This window comes from Streptomyces niveus (assembly GCF_001723055.1).
In the GTDB taxonomy this organism is placed as follows: domain Bacteria; phylum Actinomycetota; class Actinomycetes; order Streptomycetales; family Streptomycetaceae; genus Streptomyces; species Streptomyces niveus.
In genome coordinates, this window is record NZ_MDCR01000346.1 from 24,192 (window position 1) to 33,264 (window position 9,073).

A 9,073-nucleotide genomic window follows, 5' to 3' on the forward strand; every position below is an offset into this window, starting at 1 on the left:
TCCCATTGATCGAACACCAGGTCAACACCGTGTGAGGAACCCCACCAAACGGGCAAACGATCACGATTCGATGTCAGAGTTGGCTCTCCGGGACCACGCAGGGGAGCAGACCGTTGGCAGCAGTCGCGCGGTGGTGCGTCAGGCACCGGCTCCTGGTGGTGCTCCTGTGGCTGCTCGCCCTCGGCTCCACCGGCACCGCCGCCGTCGTGGCCGGGACCTCGTACTCCAACGACTACGAGGCTCCCGGCACCGAGTCCGGCCACGCCGTCGACCTCCTGAAGACCGGCTTCCCCGACCGCAGCGGCGACAGCGACACCGTCGTCTGGCACAGCGAACGCGGCTCCGTCCGCGCGGACGACATCGAAGTGCGCATGGGCGTCACGCTCGGTGAGATCGCCAAGCTGCCCGGAGTGGCGGGCGTGATGAGCCCCTACGTCATCACCGGCGGCGCCGGGGCGCCCTCGCAGGCGTCCGGCCCCGACGACGGCGAAGGGGTCCGCCAGATCAGCGAGGACGGCCGCACCGCCTTCGCCGTGGTGACCTTCGACAAACAGGTCGACGACATCCCCGTCGCCCAGGCCCAGGCTGTCGTGGACACGGCGAAGAAGGCGGCCACCGACGATCTCCAGGTGGAGGTCGGCGGCGGCGCCGTCGCCCTCACCGAGGGCACCACGGCGCACACGGCGGAGATCGTCGGTGTCGCCATCGCCGCCGTGGTCCTCTTCCTCGCCTTCGGCTCGCTCGCGGCCAGCCTGCTGCCCATCGCGACCGCCCTGGTCTCCGTCGGGACGGCGTACGCGGGCATCGCGCTCCTCGGCCACGTCATGACCGTGGCCGACTTCGCGCCGATGCTCGGTCTGCTCGTCGGGCTCGGCGTCGGCATCGACTACGCGCTGTTCATCGTCACCAGACACCGGAAGGGCCTCAAACAGGGCCTGACGGTCACCGAGGCCGCCACCGAGGCCGTCGCCACCACGGGGCGCGCCGTGGTCTTCGCCGGAGCCACCGTCTGTATCGCGCTCCTCGGCATGCTGGTGCTGCGCCTCAGCTTCCTCAACGGCGTCGCCATCGCCGCCTCGCTCACCGTCGCGCTGACGGTCGCCGCCGCCGTGACCCTGCTGCCGGCCCTGCTCTCGTACGCCGGGACGCGCGTGCTGAGCCGCCGCGAGCGCGTCCGGCTCGCCGAACACGGGCCCCGGCCCGAACTGCCCACCGGATTCGCCGCCCGCTGGTCCGCCTTCGTGGAACGCCACCCACGGCTGCTCGGCGTCGCCGCCGTGGTCGTGATGGCGGTGCTCGCCCTGCCGACGTTCTCGCTCCATCTGGGAACCTCCGACCAGGGCAACAACGCGGCGTCCACCACCACCCGGCAGGCGTACGACCGGCTCGCCGAGGGCTTCGGCCCCGGCGTCAACGGCCCGCTGACCCTCGTCGCCGAGCTGGACGGCGCCGACGACCGGCTCGCGATGGACCAACTGCCCAACACGCTGCGCGAGTCGAGGGGCGTCGCCTCCGTCGGGCCGATCGTCTTCAGCGGCAGCGGCGACCGGGCCCTGCTCACCGTGGTCCCCACGTCCGAGCCCCAGTCGAAGGCCACCAGCGACCTCGTCGACCGCCTCCGTACGGAGGTACTGCCCCGCGCCCAGGACGGCACCTCCCTGGACGTGTCCGTCGGCGGGGTCACGGCCAGCTACGACGACTTCGCCGACGTCGTCGTCGGCAAACTGCCGCTGTTCGTCGGCGTCGTCGTCGCCCTCGGCTGTCTGCTGCTCCTGGTCGCCTTCCGCTCCGTCGGCATCCCACTGAAGGCGGCGGTGATGAACATCGCCGCGGTCGCCTCGTCGTTCGGGATCGTCGTCGCGATCTTCCAGTGGGGGTGGGGGAGTGAACTCCTCGGCCTCGGCAGCGCGGGTCCCATCGAGCCGTTCCTGCCCGTGATCATGGTCTCGGTCCTCTTCGGCCTGTCCATGGACTACCAGGTCTTCCTGGTGAGCCGTATGTACGAGGAGTGGCTGGCGACCGGCGACAACAAACGGGCCGTACGGGTCGGCCTCGCCGAGACCGGCCGCGTCATCAACTCGGCCGCCGTGATCATGATTTCGGTCTTCCTCGCCTTCGTCCTCAGCGGGGACCGCGTCATCGCGATGTTCGGCATCGGGCTCGCCGCCGCCGTCGCGCTGGACGCCTTCGTCCTCCGTACACTCCTCGTGCCCGCCCTGATGCACCTGCTGGGCGGCGCCAACTGGTGGCTGCCGAGCTGGCTGGAACGCCGGCTGCCGCGCATCAGCATCGAGGCGCCCGCCGGCGACGGCACCGCGTCTGGGAAGATCCCCGCGCGGCGCGAAGTGCACGCGGAGCGGGTGGAGCACGCGCCGCGGTGAGTGGGCCGCCACTGGACCGAACGGATCGAAGGAAGTGCGATGTTCGCGATATCACTGGGTGACGACGGGGCGGAACTGAGACCGCTGGAGCCCTGGCAGGCCGAGGAGTTCCTCGCACACATGGACCGGGCGAGGGAACTGGTCGACGTGCACGTCGGGCTCGCCCAGGCCGTGTCCGACCTCGAATCGGCGCGGACGTTCCTCCTCAGGTACGCCGAGAAGCAGGCCGCCGACGCCGGGCGGATCTACGGGATCTGGCTCGACGGCACCCTCGTCGGCGGAGTGATGTTCCGGCTCTTCGACGCGGCCCAGGGCACCTGCGAGGTCGGCTGCTGGCTCGAACCGGCGGCCACGGGGCGCGGACTGGTGACCCGCGCGGTGCGGGTGCTCATCGACTGGGCGGTGGACCGGCGCGGCATCCACCGCGTGGAGTGGGTGGTGTCGTCGGCGAACGTGGCGAGCATCCGAACCGCGGAGCGCCTCGGACTGCGGCGCGACGGCGTGCTGCGCTCGGCGGGCGTCCATCACGGGCTCCGGCAGGACCACGAGATCTGGTCCGTACTCGCTCCCGAGTGGCGTGAGCTGCGACGGCACACCAATTGACGAAACTCTCATGGATCTCTCATACGGGCCGCCTACCGTGCGGCGCATGAACCCCACGACCAAGCCAGAGAAGTCCGCTGACGACAGCGGCGACAACGAGGCGGAGCGCGCCGTCACGGCTACTGCCGAGAAGAACGACGCGCCGGGCCCGAACCTGGCCAAAGAGCCTGGGGAGACCCCTGAGGCGGGCCGTACCGACGGCGCCGACGGCGTTGACGGTGACGGAGCCTCGGACGCCGACGGGGACGACGGTGACGTGCTGGGCGACGACCTGGACGGCGAGTACACCCCGCCGCCCTCCAGCGGCCTCGCGGCGGCGTCCGCGGCGCTCGTCTCCCTGCTGCTCTCGCTCGTCTCGCTCATCGGCACCTGGTCCGGCAAGGTGATCTCCGAGCGCGAGACGCTCGTGGGCCAGATCGACCTCGGCCAGACCGGCACGGCCGAGCAGCAGATCTCCGAGATCTACGGCGACGCCTGGCACGCCATCGCGCTGACCAACGGCATCTTCGCGGTACTGGCGCTGATCGCCGGCCTGGTCGCGCTCGGCCTGCCGCAGCGCAAGAGCTGGGTGCGGCCGTTCGCCGTGGCCGGTCTCGTGCTCGCCGCGCTCGGCCTGCTGATCTCCGTGGGCATGTACTTCGACGTCTTCGTGTCCCTGCCGGAGCCGCCCCCGGCCCAGGCCCCGCCGGCCGGCTGAGCCGGGCGGAGCACGGCCCAGGACGTCCTGGGCACGGACCCGGAAGGGCCGGGCGGGGCCTTAGGCTCCCGCCCGGCCCTTCGTCCGTCCGCCTAAGGCCCCCGCGCCGCGAAGATGCGGCACTCTCCCGATGCGTACGCACCCCCTGGGAGACGAGTGTTGAGGCATCGCAGGACGCCGAAGCACTTCGTGACAAGGGGAGTCGAGATGTTCGATTACGAGATGCACCAGCTGCGGGCGGCCGAGCTGATCCGTCAGGCCGACGACCGGCGGCTGATCCGCCAGGTCCGCCAGGCCCGTAAGGAGGCCGCGCGCAGCGCCCGCGACAAGGGCGAGGGGCGGGTGGAATCGCTCCGGGGCCGGTTCACGAGGGCGGCGTGACGGGCGGCGTGCGGAGATGGCCGCCCGCCCCGACCTCCTGAAGAAGCCGCACCGGCGGTCGCCGCATGTGCCACCGGCCCATGCGGCGACCGCCGCGATAACGAGTGCCGCACTGTCGTACCCCTGTGCGATGCTCGGGACCGTGGAGACCAAGTCAGTCAGTCCGGTGTTCGTCGGTCGCGACGGCGAGCTGACCGTACTCACCGATGCGCTCGCCCGCGCCGCCGCCGGCGAGCCGCAGGCGCTGCTCGTCGGCGGTGAGGCGGGGGTCGGCAAGACCCGGCTCATCGAGGAGCTGATCTCCCGCGCGTGCCGTGACAACGCGGTCGTCGCGGTCGGCGGCTGTGTGGAGATCGGCGGCGACGGACTGCCCTTCGCGCCCTTCTCCGCCGCCCTGCGCGGCCTGCGGCGGCTGCTTCCCGAGGAGATCGCCTCGGCGGCCGAGGGCCAGGAGGGCGAACTGGCCAGGATCCTCCCCGAATTGGGCCCCTCGGCCGGCGGCGCCCTCGGTGAGCACGGCACGGCCAGCCTCTTCGAACTGACCGTCCGGCTGCTGGAGCGCCTCGCCGCCGACCGCACCGTCGTCCTCGTCCTGGAGGACCTGCACTGGGCGGACGCCTCCACCCGCCATCTGCTCGCCTATCTGTTCCGTACGCTGCGCCGCGGCCGGCTCCTGGTCATCGCCAGCTACCGCGCCGACGACGTCCACCGCAGACACCCGCTGCGCCCGCTCCTGGCGGAGCTGGACCGGCTGCGTACGGTCACCAGGGTCGAGCTCTCCCGCTTCAACCGCGCCGAGGTCCGGGGGCAACTGCGCGGCATCTTCGGGGACGAGCCGGATCCGCAACGCGTCGACGAGATCTTCGGGCGCTCCGACGGCAACGCGTTCTTCGTGGAGGAGCTGGCCGTCGCCGTCGAGTCCGGCTGCCGTTCCGGGCTCACCGACTCACTGCGCGACCTGCTGCTCGTCCGCGTCGAGACCCTGCCGGAGAACGCCCAGCGGGTGGCCCGGATCGTCGCCGAGGGCGGCGCCCGGGTCGAGTTCCCCCTGCTGCTGGCCGTCGCGCAGCTCTCCGAGGACGACCTGATCGAGGCGCTGCGGGCCGCCGTCGGCGCCAACATCCTTCTCACCACGGCGGACGGCGACGGCTACCGCTTCCGGCACTCGCTCGTCCGCGAGGCCATCAGCGACGACCTGCTCCCCGGCGAGCGCTCCCGGCTCAACCGCCGCCTCGCCGAGGCCCTGGAGGCCGACCCCTCCCTCGTACGGGGCGACGAGTGCACCACCCGCCTCGCCGGTTACTGGTACCACGCGCACGACGCGGCGAAAGCCCTGCCCGTCGTCCTGCTCGCCTCCGTCGAGGCCCGCCGGCGCTACGCGCACGCCGAGCAACTGCGGCTGCTGGAGCGCGCCATGGAGCTGTGGGACGCCGCGCCCGAGGACGTACGGGCCTGCCTCAGGCCCCCGGACGACACCGAGGCATACCCGCCCATCGCCGAAGGGGCGAGCGCCCCGCTGCGCTATCTCGACCTGCTCGCCGAGGCGACCGTCGCGGCCCGCTTCGGCGGTGAACGGGAGCGAGCCCTGGCGCTGTCCAAGAAGGCCATGCGGGTCCTGGAGACCGTGGACGACCCGCTGCGCGCCGCCTGGTTCTGGACACAGCGCTCACGGCTCGTACAGCAACTCACACGCGGCGACGGCTGGGACGAACTGGCCACCGCCCAGGACCTGGTACGCGGCCTGCCGCCGTCCGCCGTGCACGCCTCGGTCCTCTCCGACGTCGCGAGCTGGGGCGCCCTCCACCGGCCGGGCCCCAACAGCCTGGCCGCCGCCGACCGCGCCGTGGAGTACGCGCGCCTCGTCGGCGCGGAGCACATCGAACTGAACGCCAGACACACCCGCGGCTGGCTCACCACCGAATCGGGATCCATCGAGGAAGGGCTCGCCGAGATGTACGCGGTACGGGACCGCGTCTTCGAGCTCGGCAACCGCGGCACGCTCGGCATCCTGAGCCGCATCAACATCAACCTGCCGTCCACGCTGGAGAGCGTGGGCCGCTCCGAGGACGCGGTCGCCGCGGCCGAACTCGGCATCGCCCTCTGCCATCAGCGAGGCCTGTCCGACACCGAGGCCTGGGTCCGGGTCAACCTGAGCGAGTCGCTCTTCTCGCTCGGCCGCTGGAACGAGGCCCGCACAGCCGTCGACGAGGCGGCCCAGATCGCCCCCGCCCCCAAGGCGCGTGCCCTGGTCGCCCTGCGGCGCGCGATGCTCGCCCTCGCTCGCGGCGACGCCGCCGAGGCGACGAGCCAAGTGACCCTGGCCCGCGCGGTCTTCGGCCCGCACGACCCACAGCCGCAGCACGTCATCGCGCCGGCCAGGCTGGCGATGATCAGCGCCGCGCAGCAGGGCAGGCTCGCCGAGGCCCGCAGAGAGTTCGAACAGGTCGCCGCGCAGGGCTTCCCGCCGGGCATGCAGCGGTACGCACTGCCGCTGCTCTGCTCGGCCGCCGCGATGGAAGCTGACGCGCGCGGGCTGCCGGAGGCCGACGCCGGGCGGGAGGCGATCCTGGCGATCGTCCGCGACCACGCGAAGCGGCTGCCCGCCGTCGTCCCGATCTGGCGGGCGTACGACCTGATGCTCGAAGCCGAACTCGCCCGTGCCGACGGCATCGTCGCCCCGAAGCTGTGGGCCCGCGCGGTCGCCGCCTTCGAGACGCTGAACCGGCCGTACGAACTCGCCGACACCCGCCACCGCTGGGCGGCCGACCTCCTCGCGGCGTCCGCCGACCGGGAACAGGCCACGGCGCTGCTGGTGCAGGCCCACACCGCGGCGAAGCGGCTCGGCGCCGGACTCCTCGTGGAGCAGACCGAACTCCTCGCCAACCGGGCCCGGATCAGCCTCGCCACCACCCCGAGACTCGCCCCGGCACCCGCCTCCGGGGCCGACGCGCTCGGCACACTGGGCCTGACGCCTCGCGAACAGGACGTCCTGCGCCGGGTCGCCGAGGGCCGCAGCAACCGCCAGATCGCCGAGGAGCTCTACATCTCGCCCAAGACGGCGAGCGTGCACGTCTCCAACATCCTGGCCAAGCTGGGCGTCTCGGGCCGCACGGAGGCGGCGGCGATGACACACCGCCTGCACCTCTTCGACGACCTGGAACTGACCCACCCCCAGGGCGTGTCCGCGAAGTAGCCTCGTCCGCCGGACAAGCCCCCCGTACGGCGGGCGGTTACGTCACCTCCAGCCGGAGGATCTTGTCGTCGCCCGGCTTCGGGGTGCCCCGGCCGTCGGTGTTGCTGGTCAGCAGCCAGAGCCCGCCGTCCCCGGTCGCCAGCACCGTACGCAGCCGCCCGTACTTGCCCTCCAGGAAAGCCTGGGGGGCGGCCGACGGCTTCACGCCGGCCAGCGGGATCCGCCAGAGCCGCTCGCCGCGCAGCGCCGCCATCCAGATGGACCCCTTGGCGAACGCGATACCGCTCGGCGACGCGTCCTTCGTCCGCCACTCCTCGACCGGATCGACGAACCCCTTCTTCCCGGCCGTGCCCTCGGCCTCCGGCCAGCCGTAGTTCTTCCCCGGCTCGATCAGATTCAGCTCGTCCCAGGTGTTCTGGCCGAACTCCGACGCCCACAGATGCTTCTCGGAGTCCCAGGCGAGACCCTGCACATTGCGGTGTCCGTACGTGTACACCACCGAATCGGCCTCCGGATTGCCGTGCACCGGCTGTCCGTCCGGGGTCATCCGCAGGATCTTCCCGCCCAGGGACTTCTTGTCCTGTGCGAGGCCCGTCTCACCCGTCTCGCCCGTGCCCGCGTAGAGCATCTTGTCCGGGCCGAAGGCGATCCGGCCGCCGTTGTGGATGTTGCCCTTGGGGATGCCCCGCAGGATCGTGTCGGGCGCGCCCAACTGCTGGCCCACGGGCCTCTTCGGGTCGTAGAGCATACGCGCGATGCGATTGTCGGAGTCGGTCGTGAAATACGCGTACACATAGGTGTCCGAGGCGAACGACGGGGAGAGCGCGAGGCCCAGCAGACCTCCCTCGCCGCCGGGGGAGACCCCGGGCACCGAGCCCACCTCGGTCTTCTTGCCGTTCTTCACATCGACCCGGGTGATCGTCCCCTTGTCGCGCGAGGAGACGAGCAGATCGCCCTCGGGCAGCGCCGCCAGGCCCCACGGCGAATTGAGGCCCTCGGTCAGCGTGGACACCACCTTCGCCGAGCCCTTCGCGGGCGGCGCCGACGGCTTCGCCTCGCCGTCCGGAGACGCCGACCCGCCGGACACCGACGCGGACGGGGAACCCGCCGGGCCCGCGGACCGCCCCGTGCCGTCGGAGGACGAGCACGCGGTCATCACGAATAGCGCCGCTGCGGCCAACACGGCCGTCACTGGAGCACGTTGCACGGTCTTGATCCCTTCGACGGCTGCGTCTCTACGTTTCATACACCGCTGCCCCCGTTCAGGTTCCCATCGACCCGCTGTCAGTGCCACGACTCCCACACCGGGGGCAGCGCGGCGATCTCCGCCAGATCCGCCGCCGACAACTCCAGCCCGGCCGCCCCCGCGTTCTCCACCGCCCACCGCTCCCGCTTCGCCCCCGGAACGGGCACCACATGGGGGCCGCGCGTCAGCACCCACGCCAGAGCCACCTGCGCCGTCGTCGCCCCGTGCCGCTCGGCGACCCGCCGCAGCCCCGCCACCACCGGCTGGTTCGACGCCATCATCTCCGCCGTGAAGCGCGGATGCCTGGCCCGTACGTCCTCCGGCTCGAACCCCTGCCCGGGCGTGAGCGTGCCCGTCAGATAACCGCTGCCGAGCGGCATCGCCGCCAGGAACCCGACGCCCCGCGCCGCGCACCACGGGAGCAGCCGCTCCGTCGCCTCCCGCGACCACACCGACAGTTCCGCCTCCACCGCGCTCACCGGAAACACCTGCTGCAGCCGCTCCAGCAGCCGGATCGTCGCCCCGAACCTGTCCCCGCCCGCGCGCCGCGACGCGCGGGCGTCCACCGCGCA

General features: G+C 72.1%; 7 protein-coding genes. 5 read left to right on the forward strand and 2 right to left on the reverse strand.

The genetic code is table 11. From position 1 onward, the window contains the following. The first annotated feature begins 113 nt into the window (after nucleotides 1-113). The 5 genes from BHU15_RS31985 (at nucleotide 114) to BHU15_RS32000 (ending at nucleotide 7,255) form a co-directional block, all read left to right on the forward strand. Nucleotides 114-2,381 carry an MMPL family transporter gene (locus tag BHU15_RS31985; RefSeq protein ID WP_069630326.1) on the forward strand — a complete coding sequence of 756 codons (2,268 nt, stop codon included), beginning with the start codon at nucleotides 114-116 and terminating at the stop codon, nucleotides 2,379-2,381. Nucleotides 2,382-2,420: 39 nt separating this feature from the next. Next, on the forward strand, nucleotides 2,421-2,984 hold the full coding sequence (locus BHU15_RS31990) for a GNAT family N-acetyltransferase (RefSeq protein WP_069630327.1): 564 nt from the start codon (nucleotides 2,421-2,423) through the stop codon (nucleotides 2,982-2,984). A gap of 46 nt (nucleotides 2,985-3,030) precedes the next feature. Further along, a complete protein-coding gene (locus BHU15_RS31995; RefSeq protein ID WP_069630328.1) occupies nucleotides 3,031-3,681 on the forward strand; it encodes a hypothetical protein in 651 nt (216 codons plus the stop codon). A gap of 207 nt (nucleotides 3,682-3,888) precedes the next feature. After that, complete coding sequence (locus tag BHU15_RS40470) at nucleotides 3,889-4,062, forward strand: hypothetical protein (protein ID WP_167756243.1); 174 nt, start codon at nucleotides 3,889-3,891, stop codon at nucleotides 4,060-4,062. A 130-nt stretch (nucleotides 4,063-4,192) separates the two neighbouring features. Further along, a complete protein-coding gene (locus BHU15_RS32000; protein ID WP_079128514.1) occupies nucleotides 4,193-7,255 on the forward strand; it encodes a helix-turn-helix transcriptional regulator in 3,063 nt (1,020 codons plus the stop codon). A gap of 37 nt (nucleotides 7,256-7,292) precedes the next feature. Here the strand turns inward: BHU15_RS32000 and BHU15_RS32005 are convergent, their stop codons facing one another. Both BHU15_RS32005 and BHU15_RS32010 read right to left on the reverse strand, forming a co-directional pair. Then, nucleotides 7,293-8,411 (reverse strand): PQQ-dependent sugar dehydrogenase, encoded by a 1,119-nt coding sequence (locus tag BHU15_RS32005; protein WP_438284997.1) that lies wholly within the window; start codon nucleotides 8,409-8,411, stop codon nucleotides 7,293-7,295. 128 nt (nucleotides 8,412-8,539) lie between these two features. Further along, nucleotides 8,540-9,073, reverse strand: a 534-nt coding sequence (locus BHU15_RS32010; protein WP_141726922.1) for an aldo/keto reductase, incomplete at its 5' end; no start/stop codon positions are given.

Excerpts from the sequence above, each read along its gene's own strand:
- BHU15_RS31990 (WP_069630327.1), top strand. The coding sequence starts at position 2,421 with ATGTTCGCGATATCACTGGGTGACGACGGGGCGGAACTGAGACCGCTG.
- BHU15_RS31995 (WP_069630328.1), top strand. The coding sequence starts at position 3,031 with ATGAACCCCACGACCAAGCCAGAGAAGTCCGCTGACGACAGCGGCGAC.
- BHU15_RS40470 (WP_167756243.1), top strand. The coding sequence starts at position 3,889 with ATGTTCGATTACGAGATGCACCAGCTGCGGGCGGCCGAGCTGATCCGT.
- BHU15_RS32000 (WP_079128514.1), top strand. The coding sequence starts at position 4,193 with ATGCTCGGGACCGTGGAGACCAAGTCAGTCAGTCCGGTGTTCGTCGGT.
- BHU15_RS32005 (WP_438284997.1), bottom strand. The coding sequence starts at position 8,411 with ATGACCGCGTGCTCGTCCTCCGACGGCACGGGGCGGTCCGCGGGCCCG.